18 protein-coding genes and 1 riboswitch are annotated in these 24503 nt (G+C 37.4%); of the genes, 15 read left to right on the top strand and 3 right to left on the bottom strand.

Annotation, left to right across the window (positions count from 1 at the left end):
* The first annotated feature begins 177 nt into the window (after positions 1 to 177).
* The 14 genes from GFU89_RS18075 to GFU89_RS18010 all read left to right on the top strand — a co-directional run bounded on the left by GFU89_RS18075 (position 178) and on the right by GFU89_RS18010 (position 22038).
* Positions 178 to 3015, top strand: a complete 2838-nt coding sequence (locus GFU89_RS18075; protein ID WP_318848467.1) for an alpha-amylase family glycosyl hydrolase — start codon at positions 178 to 180, stop codon at positions 3013 to 3015.
* Between the two features lie 73 nt (positions 3016 to 3088).
* A riboswitch (SAM riboswitch) is annotated at positions 3089 to 3194 on the top strand.
* A gap of 93 nt (positions 3195 to 3287) precedes the next feature.
* The gene (locus GFU89_RS18070; RefSeq protein WP_318848466.1) at positions 3288 to 5720 is read left to right on the top strand and encodes a TonB-dependent receptor; all 2433 of its coding nucleotides are present in this window, start codon (positions 3288 to 3290) and stop codon (positions 5718 to 5720) included.
* A 7-nt stretch (positions 5721 to 5727) separates the two neighbouring features.
* Positions 5728 to 7038 carry an APC family permease gene (locus tag GFU89_RS18065; RefSeq protein ID WP_318848465.1) on the top strand — a complete coding sequence of 437 codons (1311 nt, stop codon included), beginning with the start codon at positions 5728 to 5730 and terminating at the stop codon, positions 7036 to 7038.
* 146 nt (positions 7039 to 7184) lie between these two features.
* The gene (gene prfA, locus GFU89_RS18060) at positions 7185 to 8270 is read left to right on the top strand and encodes a peptide chain release factor 1 (RefSeq protein WP_318848464.1); all 1086 of its coding nucleotides are present in this window, start codon (positions 7185 to 7187) and stop codon (positions 8268 to 8270) included.
* An 80-nt stretch (positions 8271 to 8350) separates the two neighbouring features.
* Positions 8351 to 9028: a hypothetical protein gene (locus GFU89_RS18055; protein ID WP_318848463.1), complete on the top strand. Its 678-nt coding sequence runs from the start codon at positions 8351 to 8353 to the stop codon at positions 9026 to 9028.
* A 161-nt stretch (positions 9029 to 9189) separates the two neighbouring features.
* Positions 9190 to 11226 carry a prolyl oligopeptidase family serine peptidase gene (locus tag GFU89_RS18050; protein WP_318848534.1) on the top strand — a complete coding sequence of 679 codons (2037 nt, stop codon included), beginning with the start codon at positions 9190 to 9192 and terminating at the stop codon, positions 11224 to 11226.
* A 136-nt stretch (positions 11227 to 11362) separates the two neighbouring features.
* Positions 11363 to 14377 (top strand): reprolysin-like metallopeptidase, encoded by a 3015-nt coding sequence (locus GFU89_RS18045; protein WP_318848462.1) that lies wholly within the window; start codon positions 11363 to 11365, stop codon positions 14375 to 14377.
* 138 nt (positions 14378 to 14515) lie between these two features.
* Complete coding sequence (scpA, locus tag GFU89_RS18040) at positions 14516 to 16636, top strand: methylmalonyl-CoA mutase (RefSeq protein ID WP_318848461.1); 2121 nt, start codon at positions 14516 to 14518, stop codon at positions 16634 to 16636.
* 42 nt (positions 16637 to 16678) lie between these two features.
* Positions 16679 to 17665 carry a M28 family peptidase gene (locus tag GFU89_RS18035; RefSeq protein WP_318848460.1) on the top strand — a complete coding sequence of 329 codons (987 nt, stop codon included), beginning with the start codon at positions 16679 to 16681 and terminating at the stop codon, positions 17663 to 17665.
* Positions 17666 to 18065: 400 nt separating this feature from the next.
* The gene (locus GFU89_RS18030) at positions 18066 to 18803 is read left to right on the top strand and encodes a hypothetical protein (protein WP_318848459.1); all 738 of its coding nucleotides are present in this window, start codon (positions 18066 to 18068) and stop codon (positions 18801 to 18803) included.
* Between the two features lie 27 nt (positions 18804 to 18830).
* The gene (locus tag GFU89_RS18025; protein WP_318848458.1) at positions 18831 to 20222 is read left to right on the top strand and encodes an RtcB family protein; all 1392 of its coding nucleotides are present in this window, start codon (positions 18831 to 18833) and stop codon (positions 20220 to 20222) included.
* Between the two features lie 75 nt (positions 20223 to 20297).
* On the top strand, positions 20298 to 20843 hold the full coding sequence (locus tag GFU89_RS18020; protein ID WP_318848457.1) for a hypothetical protein: 546 nt from the start codon (positions 20298 to 20300) through the stop codon (positions 20841 to 20843).
* 3 nt (positions 20844 to 20846) lie between these two features.
* Positions 20847 to 21545, top strand: a complete 699-nt coding sequence (gene prfH / locus GFU89_RS18015; protein ID WP_318848456.1) for a peptide chain release factor H — start codon at positions 20847 to 20849, stop codon at positions 21543 to 21545.
* Positions 21532 to 22038 carry a hypothetical protein gene (locus GFU89_RS18010; RefSeq protein WP_318848455.1) on the top strand — a complete coding sequence of 169 codons (507 nt, stop codon included), beginning with the start codon at positions 21532 to 21534 and terminating at the stop codon, positions 22036 to 22038. Before prfH ends, GFU89_RS18010 begins: the two co-directional genes overlap by 14 nt.
* 45 nt (positions 22039 to 22083) lie before the next feature.
* On the opposite strand, the gene GFU89_RS18005 is transcribed toward GFU89_RS18010, so the two are convergent.
* Positions 22084 to 22371: a cytochrome C gene (locus tag GFU89_RS18005; protein WP_318848454.1), complete on the bottom strand. Its 288-nt coding sequence runs from the start codon at positions 22369 to 22371 to the stop codon at positions 22084 to 22086.
* Between the two features lie 20 nt (positions 22372 to 22391).
* Positions 22392 to 22685 carry a cytochrome c gene (locus tag GFU89_RS18000; RefSeq protein WP_318848453.1) on the bottom strand — a complete coding sequence of 98 codons (294 nt, stop codon included), beginning with the start codon at positions 22683 to 22685 and terminating at the stop codon, positions 22392 to 22394.
* A 198-nt stretch (positions 22686 to 22883) separates the two neighbouring features.
* On the opposite strand from GFU89_RS18000, the gene meaB reads away from it, so the two are divergent.
* A complete protein-coding gene (gene meaB, locus GFU89_RS17995; protein ID WP_318848452.1) occupies positions 22884 to 23876 on the top strand; it encodes a methylmalonyl Co-A mutase-associated GTPase MeaB in 993 nt (330 codons plus the stop codon).
* On the opposite strand, the gene GFU89_RS17990 is transcribed toward meaB, so the two are convergent.
* The gene (locus GFU89_RS17990; RefSeq protein WP_318848451.1) at positions 23873 to 24421 is read right to left on the bottom strand and encodes a DUF4251 domain-containing protein; all 549 of its coding nucleotides are present in this window, start codon (positions 24419 to 24421) and stop codon (positions 23873 to 23875) included. The two genes, meaB and GFU89_RS17990, sit on opposite strands and share 4 nt — an antisense overlap.
* Positions 24422 to 24503: the final 82 nt, after the last annotated feature.

The raw sequence follows: 24503 nt of genomic DNA, 5'->3' as shown, positions 1-24503 counted from the left end.
AAAGATTTTCGTCCAAAAAATAGTTCATTACAATTACTTTTATCGAGAGGCTCATGAAAATTTCATGAGCCTTTTTTTAATTTTATTTTTTCCCGGGAAATTGAAATATTTGATGAAGACTGAGGAGGAATAATCGTTATGAAGAAAAATTTATACTATATTCGATAAAAATAAGAAATGAAAAAGTTTTATTCCGTTGTTTTTCTGTTGATTACAATGGCTGTTTTTGGGCAGATCAATTATACCATCAGTCCAAATCCATTCAACGAAACAGATGCCATTACCCTTACTGTTCCTGGAGATCAGATTGATGAGTCCGCATGGGGTGTGTCTAACAATGCCATTTATATCTGGACGTGGTCTTTTGATACTAATTATCAGAACAGTCAGGATTGCCCCACCAATGGAAGCTGGAGCAGCTCCAATGATCTGAATAAACTAAATTATAATGCTGCTACAGATAGCTATTCACTTACTTTTATACCAACTTCTTTTTATGGAAGAACAGGAATCGGCAGATTTGGTTTTTTATTAAAAGATAAAACAGGATCCCATCAAACCTCCCCGGACATATTTGTAAATGTAGGTACTTTAAGCTTAAATCTCACCAATCCACTAGCCAATAGTTTGACTTCTGTTCCGGCAGGAAACTCCATTAATATTACTGCTGCAACAAATACTAACGCAACGTTTCAGTTAAAAGCAAACGGAGCTGTTGTCAACTCAACGACAGCGTCTTCACAGGCCTATTCTTATAGTTATACCGTCACTCAGGATGCGAGTATGGAACTTGTGGCCACACAGGGATCCAATTCTAAAACTGCAACATTCATTTTACAGGTTCCAAGAAATGTTGTTTCTGAAACCATTCCAAACTGGATCAAGCAGGGGATTAATTATCATCCGACAGATCAGACTAAGGTAGGGCTTGCGATATATGCACCGGGCAAAAGCTTTGTACATGTCATCGGGAGCTTTAATAACTGGGCGGTGAATGATACGTATTTAATGAAAAAAGATACCACAAACCCTGATCTTTATTGGATTGAGTTAATTGGCTTGACTCCTCAGCAATTATATACTTTCCAGTACAGAACAAATGACCTGAGAAAAGTGGCAGATCCTTATTCACCACAGATCTTATCGTCTTATGATGATCCGTGGATTTCAGCTTCAACTTATCCGAATTTACCAGTATTTCCAGCCGGACAAGGGTTTGAAGTTTCAACGTTTAAAACAGGACAGACCGCCTATAACTGGCAGACGACCAATTTTCAGAGACCTACGAAAGAAGATCTGGTGGTCTATGAATTATTATTGAGAGATTTCACACAGGAAAAAAACTGGCAGTCATTGATTAATAAAATTTCTTATTTAAAAAATCTAAAAATCAATGCTATAGAATTACTTCCCATCATGGAATTTGATGGAAATCTTTCATGGGGTTACAACACCTCTTTCCATTATGCACTGGACAAAGCCTACGGAACTCCGGAAAAATTCAAAGAATTTGTGGATCTATGCCACCAGAATGGAATTGCAGTGATTCTGGATGTAGCATTTAACCATGCAACAGGACGTTCTCCTCTGGTAAGACTTTGGAATGTAGATCCTGATGGAGACGGTTACGGAAATGTTGCAGCAAACAACCCTTATTTCAATCAGGTTCCGAAACATTCATACAATGTATTTAACGATTTTAATCATACAAGCCTTTCAACTCAATATTACGTTGAAAGATGTCTACAGCAATGGCTGACAGAATACCGCATAGATGGATTCCGTTGGGATTTAACAAAAGGCTTTACCCAAAGCTGTTCTGAAAACGATGAAACCTGCACGAATGCTTATCAGCAAGACAGAGTGGATATTATGAAGCATTATGCAGACAGACAATGGGCCATTGACCCGAATTCTTATATGATCTTTGAACATCTGGGAACGGATGCAGAAGAACAGCAATGGGCAAACTACAGGGTAGCAGAAGGAAAAGGAGTGATGCTTTGGAATAAACAAACAGATCCTTATAATCAGAATACAATGGGATATAAAGACAACAGTAATTATGACAGAATGAACCATAGTCTTCATGGTTTTACCAATATGCGTGCTGTAGGATATGGAGAAAGCCATGATGAAGAAAGGCTGATGTTTAAAAATCTTACCTATGGAGCTGTCAACGGAAGTTACGATGTTAAAAATCTTAATACTGCTCTTGAAAGAATGAAAACTTTCGGAGCAACTTTCTTTACCATTCCAGGTCCGAAAATGATCTGGCAGTTTGGCGAATTAGGATATGAGTTCAGTATCAACAGATGTGCTGACGGTACCATTAATAACGGGTGCAGAACCGATGAAAAACCAGTTGCATTTACTTTAAACTACGATACCAACGTAAACAGAAAAGCCGTGTATGATACATGGGCGAAAATAATCACGATCAGAAATACCCATCAGATTTTTAAAACTAAAACGTACAGTATAGAATCCAATAATCTGACTAATGATCCTAATGGATTGATCACGAGAATTTATCTGTATGATCCGGCTATTACAACTGGGATAAAAAATGTGGTGGTACTGGCCAACTATGATACAGCTGCAAAAAACGTTGTTCCTTACTTTCCTTACACAGGGCAATGGCAGAATCTGATGGATGACAGTATTTCGAATGTAGCTTCTACCACGACTCCGATAACTTTGCAACCGGGAGAATTCAGAATTTTTGGAAATTATGCAGGAGCACTATCAACAACAGATCCAAACGCTGTAAATAAATTATCGCTTCAGATTGCTGATAACCCGATACAAAACGGAACTGCAAAATTAGTTTTTAACAAAGCGAAAAACGGAGAGGTTTTGATTTTTGATATGACCGGTAAAAAACTGGATTCATTCAAACTGAAGAAAGAAAGCGGAATCTATGAAGTGAAAATCAATTATCCGGCAGGAACTTATCTGGTTCAGCTGAAATCGGAAACAGGAATTGCCATTCAAAAGATGATTGTAAAGTAAAAGAGAAAGCAGATTTGCAGTACAGCAGATCTGCTTTTTTGTATATTTAAAAAATTAGTCTACTTTTGCAGTAGATTTATCAAGAAAGGTGGAGGGATTTGGCCCAAAGAAACCTTAGCAACCTGCACGATTCGAGAAGTGTAAAGGTGCTAATTCCAATCCTGCGGGGGAGATAAGTGAAGTCAATATTCTTATATGAATTCCATTTCTTGAAGTCTTGTTTATCTGCGGAAAGATCCGTCAGATTGTTATTATTAATTGGCAAGAAGAAAATGAAAAAATTAAGTACAGCGGTATTATTGCTTGGGGTAATTTGGGTTGCTGCTCAGGAAAACGAGGAAAAAGGAAAACAAATCGAAGATATTATCATCGTTGGAAACCGTAATGTCAAAAGAACAAAACTGGAAACACCCGTTCCTGTAGATGTTATCAATATTGACAAAATCCAGAGGAGTTCTCCGCAAATGACTGCTCAGGATCTTCTAAACTATGTGATTCCATCGTTTAATGCAGTGAGACAATCAGCTTCTGATGGTACAGAACATATTGATCCTGTAACTCTAAGAGGAATGGGACCAGATCAGGTTTTGGTATTGCTTAACGGAAAAAGAAGGCATACAACTTCATTAGTCAACTATCAGAATACAGTAGGAAATGGCTCTGTGGGAACAGATCTGAGCACAATTCCTGTCATTGCAATTGATAGAATAGAAGTGTTAAGAGACGGTGCCGCAGCGCAATACGGGTCTGATGCCATTGCAGGAGTAATCAATATTATTCTTAAAAAAAATGCAGGAGTCTCAGCAAGTCTTACTTACGGATTGACTGGGCGAAATGATGGGGATACCTATCAGGCAGGAGCCAACTATGGAACTTCATTAGGAAAGAAAGACGGGTATATCAACCTTTCCCTGCAATTAAGCCACAGAGGAAAAACTACAAGAACTCAAAATCATGATTTAGATATTTTTGGAGATAATTTCGCTTATGAATTTGCTGGTGACGCTGAAGCCGTAAAAGCTGCCAGAGCTGCGGATGATGCAGAAATTGAAAAAAGAGGATTAACCCGGGATGATTTCAATTTTCAGATCGGAGATGCCCAAATCAGACAAGGGCAGTTGTTTTTCAATTCAGAATACCCATTTAACGATAATTTTAAAGTATATTCTTTCGGAGGTTTCAGTATCAAAGAAGGAAAAGGATTTGGTTTCAGAAGACTGCCAAGTGAAAAATCTAATGTAGTTTCATCCATTTATCCGAACGGTTTTCAAGCAAGTTTAGGATCTCAGGTATATGACGTTTCTTATGCTGTAGGCGCAAAATATAATGTCAACGATTGGTTATTCGATCTAAGCAATACATTCGGCAGCAATACCTTCAATTATAATGTAAGCAATACCAACAATGCATCTCTCGGAGTAAAATCACCAACCCGTTTTTACGCAGGAGCCCATAGTTTTCTTCAGAATACCGTGAATCTTGATGTTTCTAAAAATATAAACCGTTTCAATATCGCATTCGGAGGAGAATTCAGGTTTGAACAATACCAGATCAAAGCTGGTGACGAAGCTTCCTATACCCAATATGACATCAATGGAAACATTGCTACGGAAGGATCAACAGTGCTTGGTGCAGGCGGATCTCAATCCTTTATCGGTTTTTCTCCCAACAATGCCTTGAAAAAAGACAGGCATTCCACAGCGGTGTATGCGGATGTTTCGTATGATTTAGATAAAAAATTAAATATTGACGCCGCTGCCAGATTTGAAAATTATTCAGATTTCGGAAATACCTTGAATGGAAAGCTTGCTGTGCGATATGAGTTCGTAAAAAATTATGCGATAAGAGCAGCCGTTGGGACAGGATTCCGAGCGCCTTCCCTTCAACAGCAGTATTTTAATAACTCTTATGCGGATATTTCTACTTCCGGGTCAAAGATTGTTACCAAAGGAATATTCAGTAATGATAGCGAAGCCGCCAGAATTCTGGGATTTGATAAGCTCAAACAGGAAACTTCTGTCAATGCAAGTGCTGGATTTACGCTGAAACCTATAAATAACTTGACAATCGCTATAGATGGATACTGGATTAAAGTGAAAGACAGAATTGTGGTTACCAGCAATATTACAGACTCAAGGTTAGACCAGTTTAAAGTAGAAAGCGGAAGATTCTTTGCCAATGCCATTGATACAGAAACAAAAGGAGTAGATGTAGTGGTTTCTTATGATTGGATTCTCGGGAATGGAAAATTAAATATGAATCTTGCCGGAAATTACACAGAAACAAAAATTACAGATTTCCATTTTCCGGAAAATTTAGGAACTCCTCAGGATCAGTTTTTTGGTCCCGATCAGATCAATATCATTGAAACCCTATCTCCAAAAATCAAAGCATCATTAGGATTAAATTATGGAATCGGGAAGTTCAATTTTCTCGTAAGAAATACTTATTTTGGTAAAGTAATAAGAGATGGTTATCCATTTGGAGGAGTTCAGGAATTCTCACCAAAGGTAGTTACCGACATCAGTGTTGGATATGATATCACAAAAAGCATCAACTTTACGGTAGGTGCTAATAACGTATTTGATGTATTTCCGGATCGCCAGATTTATGAAAATTCATATTATGGAGTATTCAAATATGCGCCGGTACAAATGGGAACACTGGGGAATTATTTCTTCGGAAGACTTAATTTTAACTTTTAATCATTAAATGAGTACTACCTCACATCAGATTGGCTGGAAAACAGCCGCCGCCATTGTCGTTTCCAATATGATAGGAACCGGGATTTTTACTACTCTGGGTTTTCAGCTATCTGATATTACCAATACCTACAGTATTTTCCTGTTATGGGCTATCGGGGGAATTCTTGCTTTGTTCGGCGCTTTTTGCTATGCTGAATTAGGTTCCCATTTCAAAGGAAACGGAGGCGATTTTATTTACCTTAAAGAGACTTATCATCCGCTGTTCGGATATCTGATAAGCTGGGTTTCTCTGATTATTGGGTTTTCCTCTCCAGTTGCATTGGCAGCACTGGCAATGTCAAAATACCTCTCCGTATTCAATTATACCTTCGGAAATGGATTTGCAATAGCAGTGATCTTTTTGGTTGCAGCTGCATTATCATTCAGTTTAAAAACATCCAGCAGATTTCATAACTTTTTTACTTTCATAAAAATAGCCTTTATTATTGTGCTGGTTATTCTGGGCGTTGGGCTATCAGAATCTCCACAGTTCGGGAACAGTCTGAATTTTAGTGACAGCTGGAAGAATGAGATCATGCTTCCCGCCTTTGCTACCTCTCTGGTATTTGTGACCTATTCCTATACAGGCTGGAACTCCGCTTCCTATATTGCAGGAGAAATAAAAGACGTTCAGAAAAACCTTCCCAAATCGTTGATTATTGGAACTGTTTTCGTGACAATAAGCTATATTCTGGTGAATTATATTATGCTGAAACATGCTCCCGTGAGCCAATTGGCAGGAAAAGAAGACGTGATGGGAGAAGCTGCTGTCAATATGTTGGGACCTGCTTTTGGAAAGATTGTCAATATTTTTATTGCTCTGCAGCTGATTGCCACAATTAGCGGCTATTTATGGGTAGGTTCAAGGTTGACGCAGGCTTTTGCAAAACATACCTACATTTGGAAACCATTATCAGCAGGCAACACAAAAGGCATTCCTGTAAGAGCGATCTTTGCCCATGCAGTTATCGCAGCGGTTATTATTCTCACAGGAAGTTTTAAAGAAATCTTTGTCTACACTGCTTTTATTTTACAGCTTTTTGCAAGTCTGGCAATTTCTACCGTATTCTTCCTTAAGAAAAAAGACAGGAAAATTTTTAAGTCGAATGCTTTCCATATTTTTCCGGCTGTTTTTCTATTATTCAGTATTTATATTCTCTATTTCACATTTATTCATAACCCTAAAGAAAGCCTTATAGGGGTGGGAATAATTGCTGTAGGCATTATTTTATATTGGGTTGACAGGAGACTTTCGAAACAACATCAGAGTAAGTCTTAACGGTACAGAATTGCTGATAAGCAATTTGTAAATCCACCTTTTTACAGTTTTGCCCCCTTTATCCCTAATGCTCAAAAATTTATGCTGATCAGTAATTTTAATTTTGAATTAATAATCCTTATCTTTGCACCCACAAAATTTCTACAATGTCTAAATCATTAATTCCAAAATTAGAAGCTATAAAACAAAGATATAATGAGGTTGCAGACCTTATTATACAGCCTGATGTCATTTCAGACCAAAAGAAATATTCTTCTTTAAACAAAGAATATAGTGATTTGGGGAAAATTGTAAAGGTTTATGATCAATACAAAGGGGCTTTGGATGCCATTGAAGAATCGGATGAGATTATTGCTGATGGTTCAGACAGAGACCTTGTAGATTTGGCTAAAGAAGAAAAATTAGAAGCTCAGGCTAAAATTCCAGGATTGGAAGAAGAGCTTAAAGTACTGCTTATCCCTAAAGATCCTGCTGATGATAAAAACATCATCGTGGAATTACGTGCCGGAACAGGTGGTGATGAAGCAGCTATTTTTGTGGAAGACGTTTACAGAATGTATACCATGTACTTTAAAACAAAAGGATGGAGACATGAAGTGACAGATTCTAATGAAGCAGCAAAAGGATACAAGGAACTGATCATGAAAGTGGAAGGAGAAGGTGTTTACGGAATCATGAAATTTGAATCAGGAGTTCACCGTGTACAACGTGTCCCTGAAACAGAATCTCAAGGAAGAGTACACACTTCTGCCATCACAATTGCTGTACTTCCGGAAGCTGAAGAAGTAGATTTTGAACTGAATCCTGCTGATATTGAAATGCAGACCTCACGTTCAGGAGGTGCCGGAGGTCAGAACGTAAACAAGGTTGAAACCAAAGTTCAGCTTACCCACAAACCTTCAGGAATGGTGGTCGTATGTCAGCAAGCCCGTTCTCAGCTGGCTAACCGTGAATTGGCGATGGAAATGCTAAGAACAAAGCTTTACGATATCGAATTGCAGAAAGTACAGGGAGATATTGCAGCACAACGTAAATCTATGGTATCTACAGGAGACCGTTCTGCAAAAATTAAAACATACAATTACCCGCAAGGTAGAGTTACAGACCACAGAATTAATAAGTCTATGTACAACCTAGATGCTTACATGAACGGGGATATTTCTGAAATGATTGATGCCGTAATCATGGCAGAAAATGCAGAGAAAATGAAGGGAGAAGAAGAAAATTATTAAAATTAAAACAAATAAATACAAAGCCTCTGATTCTTCAGGGGCTTTATCTTTTCAAATCACTAAACATAAAAATATAAACTATGAAAAACTACAAAATTATTTTCTTGCTGCTTCTTACCATGATGGGGCAGCAGCTTATCGCTCAGACTGAAGTGAAGAAGCCTAAAGAAGCTTTTGAACTGTTCTTTGGTACTTTTGTGAATAATGATGAAACGGCATTGAATAAGCTGAATGATTACTTAAAACCCACAGTAGAAGGGCAGAATGCTTACCAGGTAGATTTTAAAGAAACTTCAAAAGAAATGATGAACGGCAGCGTGGAGAATTTCCTGTCTGCTTTCCCTAAAGCAACGGCCGCTGCATGTAAAAAAGAGGCGGAGGAGTACTTTACAGCAATGTTTGGAAATTTTAAAACGGGAAAACTAACCATTAAAGATGTAAAAGTTGTTCCCAATGAATACGTTGAAGGACAAAAAATTGCAGAAATATCTTATTCAGTAAACTTCCAGGTTCCATCAAAATTGACTTCCGGACCAAAAGGTGATCTGAATAAAATTAAGGCAGAGGATCTGAAGAAATATTTGGTGCAGGCAGCCCAGGATTTTAAAAATGCTGATAAAACAGTAACAACAGATCAAAACTTTACTCTATACGAACTTAAAGAAGGTGATAAAATATACTATTGGAACGGAAGTCCTGATGAGATTGTTACCAATCTTACCGATTTCTATTTTGAAAGCTTCGGAGCAAACGAATAGTTGAAAAAATCCTCCATTAAAGAATAAAAAGTCCCAATGTAAAGGGACTTTTTTTATTTCACATACTTTGCGTATTTTTGAGAAAACCGATCAGTATGAATTTTAGACCTATATTGTTAACAGCTGGAGTTTTGTTTTCAGCATCTTTTTATTCTCAGAAAATGAATTATCCTAAAGCATTAAAAGGAGGCCAGACAGATACCTATTTCGGAAGTGCAGTTTCTGATCCTTTCAGAGATCTTGAAAGCGATTCTGAAGCTACTAAAAAATGGGTAGATGAAGAAGTGGCGTACAGCCAGAATTACCTTTCAAAAATTCCGTTCAGGGATAAAATTAAAAGCCAATTGAAGGATATCTGGAATTATGAAAAAATTTCAGCCCCTTTCAAAGAGGGAGAGTATACTTATTATTATAAAAATGATGGGTTACAGGCACAGTCTGTTTTGTACAGAACAAACAATAAGACCAATGCTACAGACGTATTTTTAGATCCTAATAAATTTTCAGAAAAAGGAACGACATCTCTTTCCAACCTTTCATTCAATAAAAAAGGAAACCTTGCTGCCTATTCTATTTCTGAAGGAGGAAGTGACTGGAACAAAATCATCATCATTGATGCTGCTACCAAGAAACAGATTGATGAAACATTAGTGGATGTGAAATTCAGTGGAATTTCATGGCAGGGAGACGAAGGATTCTATTATTCAAGCTACGACAAACCTAAGGAAGGTACCGTACTTTCCGGAATGACAGATAAACACAAAGTATACTTTCATAAGCTGGGAACAAAACAGTCTGAGGATAAATTGATCTTCGGGGGAGATAAAACGCCTAGAAGATATTTAGGAGCCGGAGTTTCTGAAGACCAGAGATATTTGATCATTTCTGCGGCTAATGCTACCAATGGCAATGAACTGTACATCAAAGACCTTCAAAAAGGAGGAGACTTTGTACAGATTGTAAACGGATTTGACATCAATGCCAGCATTGTAGATACACAAGGTGATGATCTTTTCATTTTTACAGATAAAGATGCTCCGAATATGCGTCTTGTAAAAACAACCATCAGTAATCCTGCTCCTGCAACATGGAAAGATGTGATTCCACAGACTGAAAATGTATTGGGGATTTCATCAGGTGGAGGATATTTCTTTGCAACCTATATGATTGATGCCATAGATCAGGTAAAACAGTTTGATAAAACAGGAAAACTGGTTAGAGAAATTGCACTTCCAGGTAAAGGAAATATTTCAGGATTCGGTGGAAAAGAAAAAGAGAAAGAGGTATATTTTTCTTTCAGCAATTATATTACACCGGGCACTACTTATAAATTCAATGTAGACTCAGGAAAATCTGATGTGTATCAAAAGCCAAAAGTGAAATTTAACCCGGATGATTATGTTTCAGAACAGGTTTTCTACACTTCAAAAGATGGTACAAAAGTTCCTATGATGATCAATTATAAGAAAGGAACTAAGCTTAATGGTAAAAATCCTACTATTCTATACTCTTACGGAGGGTTCAACATCAGTCTGCAGCCTTCATTCTCTGTGGTGAATGCAATCTGGATGGAAAATGGAGGTATCTATGCCGTTCCAAACATCCGTGGAGGAGGAGAGTATGGTAAAAAATGGCATGATGCAGGAACAAAACAGCAGAAGAAAAATGTTTTTGAAGACTTTATCGCTGCCGGAGAATATCTTCAAAGCAAAGGATATACTTCAAAAGAATACATGGCCCTTTCCGGAAGATCAAACGGAGGATTACTGGTAGGAGCAACAATGACGATGAGACCGGATCTTGCCAAAGTAGCATTCCCGGGAGTAGGTGTTTTGGATATGTTGAGGTATAACAAATTTACAGCAGGTGCAGGCTGGTCTTACGATTATGGAACAGCAGAAGATAGCAAAGAAATGTTTGAATATCTTAAATCATATTCTCCTGTACATAATGTAAAAGCAGGAACTTGCTATCCATCCACAATGATCATTACCAGTGATCATGATGACAGGGTTGTTCCGGCGCACTCATTCAAATTTGGAGCAGAGCTTCAGGAGAAGCAGGCATGTAAAAATCCTATTTTGCTGAGAATTGAAAAGAATGCAGGACACGGAGCCGGAAGAGCAACAGATCAGGTGATTAGTGAAAATGCAGATCTTATATCATTTGCTTTATTTGAGATGGGAATAAAGAAATAACTCTAAAAAATATAATATTTAAAAAAACGGCTTATTTTAAACAAAATAAGCCGTTTTTTTTATGTTGTTATGTTTATAATTCTTATTTTTATGGCGGATATTTAAAGTTTATTAATTCTAAATTAATTAAGTAATTATGAAAAAGAGAATTTTACTAGTTTGTGCATTGGCTGCTGGGCTATCCAGTTTTAATGCACAGAGGTGGGAGCCAACCTCACAAAAAACGTCTCAAATCAGAAAAGAAGTAGAAGTACAGTATTCTTACAGATTTGACTTACAGTCGCTTAGGAATATTTTAAAAGATGCTGTAGAAACAGGGAAAGGGGCTCAGGCTGTTATCGTTTCTTTACCTACAGCAGAAGGAAAGATTGAAAAGTTTGCGGTATATAGCGATCCTGTTATGGAAAAATCTATGGCCGACAGATATCAGTTAGGGTCTTATATAGGAGTAGGGGTAGATGATCCCGGCAAATATGTAAGATTCAGTACTGCACCTACTGAAATGCAGTCAATGATAATCAAAGACGGAAAATTCCAGTTTATAGAACCTATTACTACAGATAAGCAGGTGTATGGAGTTTTTTATAAAACGAAAAGAACAGATGCTGATCATGGCTTTGAATGTTCTACAGAAGAAAAAAGCTTAAAAGATATAAAGTCTTTAGAAGCTTTTGGAAAGAAGAATCTTTCTAATGTAGGAATTACAAGCAGACCAGCAAGTACAAAATACAGAACGTATAGATTAGCGCTTTCAACAACAGGAGAATATACAAAGAAATTTGATCCATCTGGAGGAATAACCAATACGGTTACTCAGATGAATGCTACGATGACTCGTGTAAACGGTATTTTCCAGAAAGATTTTGCAATAAAACTGATTATTCAGGATCTTCAAAATATTATCTATACAGATCCTGCAAATGATCCTTATACTGGAAACTTAAATCTACAGCTTCAACAAACTTTAACAAGCGAGGTAGGAAATGCTAATTACGATATGGGGCATGTTTTCAATGCTTCTGGAGGTAATGGAAATGCTGGTTCTATCGGATCTACATGTGTTGATCCTGCCACACCTACTTCATTAGCAAAAGGATCTGCATTTACACAGAATACAAACCCTGTAGGGGATTCTTTTGATATTGACTATGCTGCTCATGAAATGGGACATCAGCTGGGAGGTAACCATACTTTCTCGCATGTTTCAGAAGGTTCAGGAGTAAATATTGAGCCAGGAGGAGGAACTACTATTATGGGGTATGCCGGAATTACAGGAGATAATGTTCAGGATTTTACTGATGCTTATTTTCATTATTCTTCCGTTAATCAGATTCTTAATAGCTTAGACAGCAAGCCTGGATGCGGAACATCAGAAAATATAACAACCAATACCGCTCCGGTAATTTCAGCTCTTCCTGCTTACAGTATTCCAAAAGGAACAGCATATTATCTTGATGCTGCAGCTACAGATACTGATCCTATTAAATATACTTGGGAACAATATGATAGCGTTGATTCTTACAACTCAATCTCAGGAGACAGCGGTTGGGGATATAGTGCTCAAGGAGCTTTAACAAGATCTTATTTTGGTACAGCAAGTGGAAGAAGATACTTCCCAAGTCTTCCTGTAGTAATGGGAGGATCTTTAACTGATAAAACTAAATGGGAAACAGTTTCTTATATTCCAAGAGTACTTAAATATGCAGTAACTGTTAGAGATGAGAATGCTGCTAAGCCAATGCTGGTATCTGCTGAAACTACAGTAACTGTTACCAATGACGGACCTTTCAAATTTAATGGTCTTATTGATAATACAACATTATATAATAATGCGACTAATACCATTTCATGGGATGTAGCCAATACCAATGCTGCACCTTATAATGCGACTAATGTAAAAATTGAATATACAACAGATCTTGTTAACGGATCAACATGGACAGAACTTGTAGCTTCTACTCCTAACACAGGAAGTTATACAGCTCAAATGCCTTCAGGTTTAACAGGTCCTGTTAAATTGAGAATTTCTGCCATTGGAAATGTATTCTATGCGGTATCTCCTAAGGTTATAGTTGGAACTGCTCCTACGTCAACTACAGATGCTCCAACAGGGGTAGGCTCAATAGCTGCAGGGATTTTGAAAACATCCGGTACTATTGGATGGAATAGTGTACCAGGTGCTACATATGCTATTAAATATAGAAAACTGGGGGAGACTAACTGGACAAATACTACAAGTGCTACTAATTTTGTATCATTGAGTTCTCTTGAAGATGAGACTAATTATGAAGTTCAGGTGGCTGCAGTAGTGAATACAGTTCCTGGAACGTTCTCTTCTACTTATGCATTCAAAACAAAAGGCTTAAGAACTGGTTTGGACTATTGTTTAATGACAACAGGTGGAAATAGCTTTGCAAGCTTTAGCTTTAACAGTGGTTTAGCTCAATTAAACTTAGCGAACTTAGCGTATTCTCAATTAACCTATAAAACTATTTTCAGTACTTATCAGGATTTTACTGAAGATGCAACTAAACAGATTAATTTAACCAAGGGAACACAATATACGCTGTCATATTTCAATGTTGGTAACACAGCAGGTTATAATGACAAAATGGAAGTTTGGATTGACTTTAACAGAAACGGAGTTTTTGAAGCTTCAGAGAAAATAGGTACTAAAACAACTGTTCCTCCTGCAAATGGACAATATACAGGGACAATGGTATTCACTGTACCTGCTACTGCATATGCAGGAGATAAACTCCTAAGAATGAGAGTGGCAAATACGTTCTTTAATGCAGCTACAGGGCCATGTGGCAGCCCATCAGTTCCAGTACAGGGAGGTGGAGTTATTTCACAAGGTTCATTCAAAGATTTCTCTGTAAAAATTACAGAAACTCTTGCGGTAAATGAAACAAAAGACGTTAAATCATCTGAAATTTCAATTTATCCGAACCCTGCAGATACTTTCGTAGAAGTGAAAAACCTTAAAGGTAAGGCAGATTACAAAATCTACACTGCTGACGGAAGATTAGCTCAGGAAGGTCAGATTGATGGACAAAGAATTAATGTCGCTTCATTAATCAAAGGTATGTATGTGATCACCATAAAAGATGACAAAAATACTTACAATACGAAGCTTATCAAAAAATAAGCAGACGATATAACAATACGAAAGGCCGGGCATTTGTCCGGCCTTTTTCTTTAGTTAAAATATAGAAAAACAGAACGTTAACAGAAGTTTCATGTTTCGTTCAAAAAAATTAACTTTACGGGGACAAAAATAATTGGAATGCGAAAGACAATTTCTGTGAAAAAACCGGATTTTAATGTATTACCTCAGGAAAGAGAGATTTACAATTTTGAAAAAGACGGGCTTGAACTTAAATCATCCTATGAGAAAAAAGATGTAAAAGATGAATCATTAACGCAGACTTCTCCAGGAATTGCACCCTATCTGAGAGGACCGTATTCCACGATGTATGTTCAAAAACCATGGACAGTTCGTCAGTATGCAGGATTTTCTACTGCAGAGGAATCCAATGCTTTTTACAGAAGAAATCTTGCTGCAGGTCAGAAAGGTCTTTCTGTAGCATTTGACCTGGCAACTCACAGAGGGTATGATTCAGATCACTCAAGAGTAGTAGGAGACGTAGGAAAAGCGGGAGTGGCTATCGACTCTGTGGAAGATATGAAAATCCTTTTCAATGAGATTCCATTGGATCAGATTTCAGTATCCATGACCATGAATGGAGCGGTACTTCCTATTTTGTCTTTCTATATCGTTGCAGCAGAAGAGCAGGGTGTAAAGCAGGAGTTATTATCAGGGACTATTCAGAATGATATTTTGAAAGAATTCATGGTAAGAAATACTTACATTTATCCGCCTGCGCCTTCAATGAAGATCATCGCAGATATTTTTGAATATACTTCGCAAAACATTCCAAAATTCAACTCTATTTCTATTTCCGGATACCACATGCAGGAAGCGGGTGCTACACCGGTTCTTGAAATGGCCTACACATTGGCAGATGGTCTTGAATATGTAAGAACAGGAATTAAAGCAGGAATGAATGTAGACGATTTTGCCCCAAGACTATCTTTTTTCTGGGCAATCGGGATGAATCATTTCATGGAAATTGCTAAAATGCGTGCTGCAAGATATATTTGGGCAACCCTTTTAAAACAGTTTAATCCTCAGAATCCAAAGTCTCTTGCATTGAGAACCCACTCTCAGACGTCCGGATGGTCTCTGACAGAGCAGGAACCTTTCAATAATATTACAAGAACAGCCATTGAAGCTTTGTCTTCGGCTTTAGGAGGAACACAATCTCTCCATACCAATGCACTGGATGAAGCCATTGCTCTTCCTACAGACTATTCTGCAAAAATTGCAAGAAATACTCAGATCATTCTTCAGCAGGAAAGCGGAATATGTGATGTTGTAGATCCAATGGGAGGAAGTAACCTTGTGGAAAGCCTTACTCAGCAAATGATCGAAGAAGCGATGAGGTATATCAATGAGGTAGAGCAGGAAGGAGGAATGACCAAAGCCATCGAAGCCGGAATTCCAAAAATGAGAATTGAAGAAGCTGCCGCTAAAAAACAAGCTAAGATCGACAGTGGAGAAGAATTCATTATTGGAGTAAATTCATTCAAATCTTCATTAAAACAGGATCAGATAGAAATCTTGGACATTGATAATACAGAAGTTCGCAGAAAGCAGATAGAGAGATTAAACACAATCAAAACAGAGAGAAATGCTGATGCTGTAGAACAGATCCTGAATGAGATCCGTGAAAGTGCTAAAACAGGAAAAGGAAACCTTCTCGCATTATGTATCGAAGCTGCGAAAAGAAGAGTTACGCTTGGCGAAATGAGCGATGCTATGGAAGAAACCTTTGGAAGATATAAAGCAAATATTAAAACAATCTCTGGTGTATACGCAATGAATGCCGGTAAAAACGAATACTTTGAAAAAGCCCTTAATCTGACTCAGAAATTTGAAGAAGAAGAAGGACGCCGCCCAAGACTCATGGTTGCTAAAATGGGGCAGGATGGCCATGACAGAGGAGCAAAAGTAGTAGCAACAGCATTTGCCGATATGGGATTTGACGTAGACGTTGCTCCGTTGTTCCAGACACCGGAAGAAGTCGCTAAACAAGCAGTGGAAAATGATATTCACATTTTAGGAGTTTCTTCATTGGCTGCAGGACACAAAACATTAGTTCCTCAGGTAGTGGAAGAACTATCTAAACTGGGAGCAGATGATATCACCATCGTGGTAGGCGGAGTAATTCCTCAACAGGATTATGAATTCCTTTATGCCAACGGTGCAGACTTTATTTTCGGACCTGGAACCAACCTTCCGAAATGTGCAGTAGAAATTTTAGAGAGATTTTTAGAAAAATAAACAGAAAAGCTTTAATTTCAATTTGAAATTAAAACGCAATCTATGAATCTGAAAAATATAATAAAGCCTACAAAGAGAAAACTGTTTCTTCTTGTAGGCTTATTTATTATCGCTGGTGTTTTTCTGTTAGCTTCAGGGAAGAAAAATGAATCTATACAAAGCTCTAAAGTCATTGCAGATACTTCTTTGGTTAAAAAACATTTAACAGTACTTACCCAAACCCCGCAATTTAGAAATCATAAAAATATAGAACAGCTGAATGCGGTTGCAGACTATATCCATCAAACTTTCAATACCTATGGTGACAGCACCGTTTACCAGGAATATAAAGTAGACGGGAAAATATATAAGAACGTAATGACTTCCTTTGGAACAGAAAACAAGAAACGGATCATCATTGGAGCTCATTACGACGTTTGCGGAGACCAGCAGGGTGCAGATGACAATGCTACCGGAGTTACAGCCCTTTTGGAGTTGGCAAGAATGCTTAAAGAACAGAAGCTGAAGTACAGAGTAGATCTTGTTGCCTACACCTTAGAAGAACCTCCTTATTTCAGGACTGAAAATATGGGAAGTTATGTCCACGCAAAATATTTAAAAGATAACAAGATCGATGTCTATGGAATGGCAAGTGTAGAAATGATTGGCTATTTTAAAGATGAAAAAGGTTCTCAGAGCTTTCCTGTAGGTGCTCTTTCATGGATATACGGTGATAAAGGTGATTTTATTACTTTGGTTAAAGAATTCAGTGGAGCTGGCTCTTTTGTAAGAAACTTTATAGGAAATTTCAAAGATTCAGGACAGATCAAAACAGAAACCTTTTCAGCGCCCAAATTTGTAGCAGGAATAGACTATTCTGACCATCTGAATTATTGGAATTTCGATTTCCCGGCACTCATGATCACCGACACCTCTTTCTTTAGAAACAAAAATTATCATGAAATTACCGATACTTTGGAAACGTTAGATACCAAGCGAATGACCAAAGTGATTGATGCCATTTTTCTCAGTATTATTCACCTTAAGTGAAAAAAATATTTTGATTATCAGAAAAATTTATATATTTGCACCTGAAAATCAAGTTTAACCAATTAAAAAACGACGAAGCAATGTTCAGAACTAAACAGAATTCTACAGTTGGATTGCCACTTATGGTGGTAAGGCTTCGCGGTTTGGTACATTCTTAGAATAATAGTACATTACAATATCAAAACCCGAAGTCGCAGAGATTTTGGGTTTTTTATTGCGCAATATTTCAAACTCCCAAGTTTACCCGAAATCTTTTTTAGTGTCATTAAGGACAAAATAGGATGAGGTATATCCCTCAGCACTGTTTCTGTCTATTATTAATCCATTCAACTATTATTTTAGTTGATTAAAAGTTATGTGAGAAAAAAAATTATAATCTCACATCATACTTCTGTAAACAATGGAAAATGATAACCTTCTGTTTTCTCGCCTGAGAAGCGTGAGAAGCAGAAAAAGAACAATTAGAAAAGATGTAGAAAAACAGATAAGAAAAAAATATCGACGTAGTGATGAACTTTGGGATATCAGACGAAATATTCCATGGATACCTTTGGATAAACCTTATCAAAGAGGTTTTGTAAGATTCTTTGCCGTAAGGGAAGATGTAAAGAGATCCAAAGACGGAGATTTCTATGAAGGAATATTGAAGAAAATTAATACCTACATGTATTCAGAAAGCCGACAGTTTTTGAAAAAGAAAAGAAAATTTGGGCGAAGAATATATGTAGAAAGAGCACAGAAACTCAAACATATTTCTTCATATTCCTGGAATGACCCGAAGCTGGGACTTACAACAAGAGAAAGACAGTATTTTTTGAAACAGGAAGAATATTGCCCGGCCCGGAAGTCTTATGTTCCTTACTACGAATTTATTGAACCCTGGAGATTTACCCTGCGTACAAGACCCAATATGATTACCCATTATAAACCTGTAGACTTTGAACTGGAAAAAGAGTGTGCAGAACTGGGAGATTATTTAGGACAGCATAAAATTGTAGGAATTATCCACAAAACAATTTATGGCAGATCATACCCATGGAGAAGAAAAAGAGAAGATATTCCACTTATCAAAAGCAGGAAATATATTACCTGCACAATGTCTGCAACAGAGATTGCAGAAAACTTACAGGACTTATGAGTCCAACTGTTATTTAAAACAAAAACAATGGGAAATTTAAAACTAAAAGGAAAAGATATATTAAAACTGGGCTATCCAAATAACCAAAGCGTAAACGTAGCATTGGAAGTCATGAAAAGAAATTTTGCAACGAAGAATATTCACCATGTAAAAGCTCTTTTAAAGGAAATCCTGCTGAATCCAGTAGAATTTGAAAAAGATCTGACTTTCGGACAAATTGCAGAAACCCTGCTTTCATCCAGAAAAACGGAAAAACGGATGCTGAATTCACAGCGTGCTTCATTTCAGATTTTTGGTAACAATATCTCTGAAGAGGCAAAAAATCAGTTATACACTGCTTTGAAACTGCCTATTTCTACACAAGGAGCATTAATGCCCGATGCCCACAGTGGTTATGGACTTCCAATAGGCGGAGTTCTTGCCGTGGAAAATGCGGTAATCCCTTATGGAGTAGGAATGGATATTGGCTGCAGAATGAGCCTCAGTATTTTGGATACACCGGTTTCATATCTTGAAGGAGCAAGAGATAAATATGAAAAAGCTCTTGCCGAACATACAAAATTCGGGATGTATGAGACGCACAAATCTCATATAGATCACGAGATCTTCGACAGGGATACATTCGATATGATCCCTATTTTAAGGAGATTAAAAGGAAAAGCTATCAAACAGATGGGATCTTCAGGCGGAGGAAATCACTTTGTAGAATTCGGAGAAGTAGAAATCACCGAAGAAGACGAGCAGATTGGTCTGCCAAAAGGAAAATATCTGGGAATCCTTTCTCACAGTGGCTCAAGAGGTCTCGGAGCAGAAATCGCTCAATATTACTCAAGAGTAGCGACAGAACAATGTCCATTACCAAAAGAAGCCCAAAACTTCGCCTGGCTGGACCTTAGTACACATCTTGGACTGGAATACTGGACAGCAATGAATCTCGCCGGAGATTATGCTTCAGCCTGTCATGATGATATACACAGAAGGCTGGTAAAAGCTGTTGGTGGAAGAGTAAAAGCCAGAATTGAGAACCATCACAACTTTGCCTGGAAAGAAATTCATAACGGAAAAGAAGTGATTGTTCACCGAAAAGGAGCAACACCTGCCAATGAGAATGAATTGGGAATAATTCCAGGATCCATGACGGCAAAAGGATTCATCGTTCGTGGTAAAGGAAATCCTGAAGCACTGAACTCTGCATCTCACGGTGCGGGAAGAGCACACTCAAGAGGAGCATGCAGAACCCTTTTCACTCAGCATGATATCAAAAAAGAACTGAAACTGAAAAATGTCACCCTGATGGGCGGAAATGCTGAAGAAGCACCTATGGCCTACAAAGACATTAACGAAGTGATGAATGCACAGAGTGAACTGGTAGATATTCTGGGGACATTCCAACCGAGAATTGTGAGAATGGACAGATAATCAATGTAATACTTTACAACCTTATAGGCTTCAATAGCCTGTAAGGTTTAAAATGTTCAATTAAAAAACAAAAAAATGGGAGCACCACATAACATAAAAAGATACGGTGAAGTCTGGCCGGAATTCAGAATCCGGTTGGGGCTCGAAATTTTAAATAGATTAAAAGATAAAATCATTATATCAGGAGGCTGGGCATGGCATTTTATGTCAGAAAAAGGACATACAGAATACAAGCATGCTCACGACCATAAAGATATTGATGTTTTTGTAAAAAAGGAAAATGTAGCAGACGTGGTTATCATTCTTCAGCAGGAAGGATTTCAGAAAGTCTGGACCCGATATGATCATCTGCCGAGTGAGGAAAATTTTCGCAGGTACGAGAAAACGGTAGAATTGGAAAATGATAAGTTCCATAGAATTACCATAGATTTTTTTGAAAGAGATGATCTTGAAACTATTGAAACGGATGGCTTTACCGTTGTGAAGCCTGATGTTTTACTTTCATTTTACAGAAATATTCATTCCAGTGACAAATGCTGGGCAGTGATGGCTGCAAAAGATTTATTACAAAAGGGGATAGATCCGGTAGGACATTCCTTATTAAGCAAAATGCCGACGTAAAAAATGGAAAAATTAATACAAATCTCTTCAGGAAGAGGACCTTTAGAATGCCAATGGGTAGCCGCAAAGGTTTTGAAAACTTTTCTTGAAGAGGCCAAACAAAATACAATAGGATACGAAATTATTCATCGTGAGAGCGGTGATGAAAATCTGACACTGAAATCAGTAACCCTACTTTTAAAAGGTAAAGAGGTAAACCTGTTTCTTAAAAGCTGGCTGGGAACTGTTTGTTGGATAGGAAAAAGTACCTTCAGAAAACTGCACAAAAGAAGCAATTGGTTTATCGGAATCTTCGAATTGGAAGATGTAAAAATGATTGATTTCAACGAAAAAGATATCCGGTTCCAGACAGCGAGAAGCCAGGGAAGTGGCGGGCAGAATGTAAACAAAGTGAATACAGCGGTGCGTGCCACTCACATTCCTACTAAAGAAACCGTTTTTGTACAGGATTCACGTTCACAATTGGAGAATAAAAAACTTTCTGTTATCAGATTAAAAGAAAAGGTAATGGCGGTTTATATTCAGCGGCTGGAAAGAAAGCTGAAAGAAACGTGGTCTCTCCAAATGCAGGTAGAACGTGGAAATCCGGTGCGTACATTTTCAGGAACTGATTTTAAAAAGAATTACGAAGACAAGACATTCAAAAAACAGAGAAATGTCTTGAAAAATGACCTTAAAAACTACAAAAATGACCTTAACTAAAAGTAAATATTATTTTGAAGCACTAGACTATTTTCCATTCAATCTTTCCGAATGTATGGATGCGCTGAACTATGCCCTGTCTTACGAACCTGAAGATGCAGATAGTCTTTGTCTGATGGGAAGAGTATATTCCGAAGAACTGAAAGATTATGAAACGGCAAAGAAATACTTTGATGAAGCCATGCAGAGTAACATCGGAAATGTCAATACTCCCAAATATTACATCGAATGTCTTTTGAATAATGAAGATTATAAGGAAGCAGAAAAATTGATAACATTTGCTATAAAGCTAAAAGGAATTGACAAATCGGAAATTCTGAACTGTCTTTCTCTTCTGCAGGAAAGAAACTTTGAATATAAACAGGCTTTAGGAACCCTTAAAGAAGCTAAAAAATTTGCTTACAGCCGGGCAGCACTTGAAATAATTGAAGACAGAGAAAAGCTGGTCAAAGGAAAGGTAACCAGAACAAGAACCGTAAAAAAGGCAGAATAATCTATTTTCAAACCATAACAAAAAAATAAGCTTTCAATTGAAAGCTTATTTTTTATTGACAGAGATCAGATAATCATACACCATTTGATGTTGGTCATCAGTCAGTTTAGCTTTGGGAGCCATTCTGCTTAACGTGTTGATCCATCCCTTGTCGTCATGCTTCGTTGGTTCTGGCAGTTTATGACATTTTGCACAGGAATTTTCGAAAACGGTTTTCCCTTGCGCCAATTGCTCAGATGAGGTATACTTTGGCCCTGTTACAGCCACACTTTTTGGTCCGCAGGATACCAGAAATACTGATGCTGCGATACCGGTTAAGATGAGTTTTTTCATACCTATTTTTATTTTGATGATTACTTCTTCACAGAAACAATATAATCATAAACCCATTGGTGCTGTTCATCCGTTAATTTTGCCTTTGGAGCCATAGAATTCATGATTCCTACCCATTGTACAGGATTGTGTGAAGCAGGATCAGGTAACTTATGACATCTTCCACAAGAGTTTTCAAAAATGGTTTTCCCTTGGGCAATCTGTTCTGCAGTAGACGTGGACGTTCCTGCAGTAGCAGTGGATGTAGCAGCTTTCGGCGTACAGGAAACCAGCAAAATAGCAGTAAACGATGCCGCAGCGATGATTTTTTTCATGTTTCTTCTTTTGATATATAACAAATGTAATAAATTCCTTAAGCCCTTGATACAGGGTGTTGTAGTTTTAATTTAGAAGAAATAAAAATTGAATTTAAGAAAAATCGGTAATTCCCAGTGAAGATAATTTAAGCCTTTTATCTCATCATTATGAGCCGGCTATTGATCATTCCCATTTTAATTATTAATTTTGAGTCAATGAAATTTTCTACAGAAGAGCTAATAGACGGAATACAGTCAGGAAACAAACGCCTGATTGCAAAAGCTATTACATTGGTTGAAAGTAAAAAAGCAGAGCACAGAGTACAGGCAGAAGAACTTTTGAAGAAGATTATGCCATTTACCGGAAACTCTGTGAGGGTAGGAGTAACAGGAGTTCCCGGTGCCGGAAAATCTACTTTTATAGAAAACTTTGGCCGATTGGTGATTGCTCAGGGTAAAAAAGTAGCTGTTCTTGCTATCGACCCGAGTTCAGCAATCAATAAAGGAAGCATTTTAGGCGATAAAACAAGGATGGAAGAACTTTCCAAAGAAGAAAATGCTTTCATACGTCCTTCCCCAAGCTCAGGTTTTCTGGGTGGAGTTGCCAATACTACTTTTGAAACGATGATGATCTGTGAAGCTGCAGGATATGATTATATTTTAATAGAAACAGTAGGAGTAGGGCAGTCGGAAGTCCTTGTTGCTGATATTACTGATGTTTTTTTATTCCTTAAAATCATTGGAGGCGGAGACGAACTTCAGGGGATAAAGCGCGGCATCATGGAAATGGTAGACCTTATTTTTATCAATAAAGTAGATCAGGATAATCTTCAGAAAGCAAAAAATACAAGACTGGAATTAAAAAGAGCCCTGGATTTTATTCCACCTAAAGAAAAAGGCTGGAAAATTCCTGTTTTATTAGGTTCTGCATTGTACAATGAAGGATTGCAGAATGTTTATGATACAATTTTTGAATTTATTGATCTGAAAAAGAAAACCGGACGTTTTGAAGAAATTCGTGTTCAGCAGGCAGAAAAGAGATTTGAATATTGGGTTCAGGAATATATTTTATCCCTGATGAAGAAGAGCAATGCCGTGGAAGAAGCTTATCATATGCACAAAAAAAATGCTTCAGCTATGGTTTCCAATCCAAGTACTGAAGCAAAATTATTTGTTGAAAAATTTTTATCGAAAGAAAACAGGGATTAAGGTTTCTCTTTTTCCTGTTTTACCTCAGTTTTAGAGATATAGCCGTCATAGCTAATCGGCTGTCTGTCATTACTTCTCATAGAAACGAAAGCTTTACCGTTTTTAAAGATCTCAATATTCATTTCATCAACGGTTCTTACATCATTAGGCTTGAACTTTAAAGTCCATTTTCCCTTTTTATTCTGAGTTTTAGTTACTGTAAAATCTTTTGAGGTGAATCTGTAGCTGTTATCGCTTGTATTTCCATAGGTTGGATTGAATAATCTTCCGAAATATGGCAGCACTACATCCAGCGTGTTTTTACTCACATCAATGGTATAATCTCCGTTCAGATTCAGTATTCTCGTTGCAGTAGCATTAGGCATTGAGTTCATGACATTGATAACATCATAATTTGTAGGATTGGCTCTTTCTGCGTGGAATGTAAATTCTTGGGAATCAATTAATGTATCCACTGTTTTCGAGTCTAATGAACCCTGTGATGCACAGCTCTGAAATAAGAACAGGAATCCAAAAATCATCAGTAAAGAAATATACTTTTTCATAATGAGATAATTATTAAATTTAAACAGCAAAATGTATGCAAATATATTCTTTCTCAAATATTTTGGAATAAAAATTGTTAAG

This window comes from Chryseobacterium sp. JV558 (assembly GCF_033712365.1).
GTDB lineage: Bacteria > Bacteroidota > Bacteroidia > Flavobacteriales > Weeksellaceae > Chryseobacterium.
This window is presented reverse-complemented; position numbering and strand designations above follow the sequence as displayed.

What these genes read in the sequence shown, in the direction of transcription:
- GFU89_RS18020 (WP_318848457.1), top strand. Translation starts at nt 20,298, where the DNA reads ATGGGAGCACCACATAACATAAAAAGATACGGTGAAGTCTGGCCGGAA.
- prfA (WP_318848464.1), top strand. Translation starts at nt 7,185, where the DNA reads ATGTCTAAATCATTAATTCCAAAATTAGAAGCTATAAAACAAAGATAT.
- GFU89_RS18050 (WP_318848534.1), top strand. Translation starts at nt 9,190, where the DNA reads ATGAATTATCCTAAAGCATTAAAAGGAGGCCAGACAGATACCTATTTC.
- GFU89_RS18030 (WP_318848459.1), top strand. Translation starts at nt 18,066, where the DNA reads ATGGAAAATGATAACCTTCTGTTTTCTCGCCTGAGAAGCGTGAGAAGC.
- GFU89_RS18025 (WP_318848458.1), top strand. Translation starts at nt 18,831, where the DNA reads ATGGGAAATTTAAAACTAAAAGGAAAAGATATATTAAAACTGGGCTAT.
- GFU89_RS18045 (WP_318848462.1), top strand. Translation starts at nt 11,363, where the DNA reads ATGAAAAAGAGAATTTTACTAGTTTGTGCATTGGCTGCTGGGCTATCC.
- GFU89_RS18010 (WP_318848455.1), top strand. Translation starts at nt 21,532, where the DNA reads ATGACCTTAACTAAAAGTAAATATTATTTTGAAGCACTAGACTATTTT.
- GFU89_RS18035 (WP_318848460.1), top strand. Translation starts at nt 16,679, where the DNA reads ATGAATCTGAAAAATATAATAAAGCCTACAAAGAGAAAACTGTTTCTT.
- meaB (WP_318848452.1), top strand. Translation starts at nt 22,884, where the DNA reads ATGAAATTTTCTACAGAAGAGCTAATAGACGGAATACAGTCAGGAAAC.
- GFU89_RS18075 (WP_318848467.1), top strand. Translation starts at nt 178, where the DNA reads ATGAAAAAGTTTTATTCCGTTGTTTTTCTGTTGATTACAATGGCTGTT.
- GFU89_RS18005 (WP_318848454.1), bottom strand. Translation starts at nt 22,371, where the DNA reads ATGAAAAAACTCATCTTAACCGGTATCGCAGCATCAGTATTTCTGGTA.
- prfH (WP_318848456.1), top strand. Translation starts at nt 20,847, where the DNA reads ATGGAAAAATTAATACAAATCTCTTCAGGAAGAGGACCTTTAGAATGC.
- GFU89_RS18055 (WP_318848463.1), top strand. Translation starts at nt 8,351, where the DNA reads ATGAAAAACTACAAAATTATTTTCTTGCTGCTTCTTACCATGATGGGG.
- GFU89_RS18065 (WP_318848465.1), top strand. Translation starts at nt 5,728, where the DNA reads ATGAGTACTACCTCACATCAGATTGGCTGGAAAACAGCCGCCGCCATT.
- GFU89_RS18070 (WP_318848466.1), top strand. Translation starts at nt 3,288, where the DNA reads ATGAAAAAATTAAGTACAGCGGTATTATTGCTTGGGGTAATTTGGGTT.
- scpA (WP_318848461.1), top strand. Translation starts at nt 14,516, where the DNA reads ATGCGAAAGACAATTTCTGTGAAAAAACCGGATTTTAATGTATTACCT.
- GFU89_RS18000 (WP_318848453.1), bottom strand. Translation starts at nt 22,685, where the DNA reads ATGAAAAAAATCATCGCTGCGGCATCGTTTACTGCTATTTTGCTGGTT.
- GFU89_RS17990 (WP_318848451.1), bottom strand. Translation starts at nt 24,421, where the DNA reads ATGAAAAAGTATATTTCTTTACTGATGATTTTTGGATTCCTGTTCTTA.